Genomic DNA, 614 nt, shown 5'->3' on the forward strand with positions numbered 1-614 from the left:
TATGATTCATCATAGGATTTTTTATAAAAACTCGAATTAACAGGTACGTTTTGTCTTGTTTAGTTTTCAAAGATCATATTGGTGGAGCCTAGCGGGATCGAACCGCTGACCTCCTGCGTGCAAGGCAGGCGCTCTCCCAGCTGAGCTAAGGCCCCATAAAAGATGGTCGGGAAGACAGGATTCGAACCTGCGACCCCTTGGTCCCAAACCAAGTGCTCTACCAAGCTGAGCTACTTCCCGTTTTTATAATGGCGCGCCCGAGAGGAGTCGAACCCCTAACCTTTTGATCCGTAGTCAAACGCTCTATCCAATTGAGCTACGGGCGCATATTGTGAATGCCGAGGGCCGGACTTGAACCGGCACGATAGTCACCTACCGCAGGATTTTAAGTCCTGTGTGTCTGCCAATTCCACCACCCCGGCGTGGATGGTATAAGCGGAAGACGGGATTCGAACCCGCGACCCCCACCTTGGCAAGGTGGTGTTCTACCACTGAACTACTTCCGCATTACTTACAGGATTTTTTAATTTAATTTGTAATGCGGGTGAAGGGACTTGAACCCCCACGTCGTAAGACACTAGATCCTAAGTCTAGCGCGTCTGCCAATTCCGCCA

At 50.2% G+C, this 614-nt stretch carries 5 tRNA genes; all 5 read right to left on the reverse strand.

Features of this window, described 5'->3' with window-relative positions:
• Positions 1–79: 79 nt before the first annotated feature.
• Positions 80–155: transfer RNA gene (locus tag AB1K80_RS17160), tRNA-Ala, on the reverse strand.
• Between the two features lie 8 nt (positions 156–163).
• Positions 164–240 (reverse strand) — tRNA-Pro (locus tag AB1K80_RS17165).
• A gap of 9 nt (positions 241–249) precedes the next feature.
• Positions 250–326 (reverse strand) — tRNA-Arg (locus AB1K80_RS17170).
• Positions 327–336: 10 nt separating this feature from the next.
• A tRNA-Leu gene (locus AB1K80_RS17175) sits at positions 337–422 on the reverse strand.
• 12 nt (positions 423–434) lie between these two features.
• Positions 435–506 (reverse strand) — tRNA-Gly (locus AB1K80_RS17180).
• Positions 507–614 lie beyond the last annotated feature (108 nt).

Origin of the sequence: Bacillus sp. 179-C3.3 HS, from assembly GCF_047229225.1 — a bacterium.
In the GTDB taxonomy this organism is placed as follows: domain Bacteria; phylum Bacillota; class Bacilli; order Bacillales; family Bacillaceae; genus Bacillus.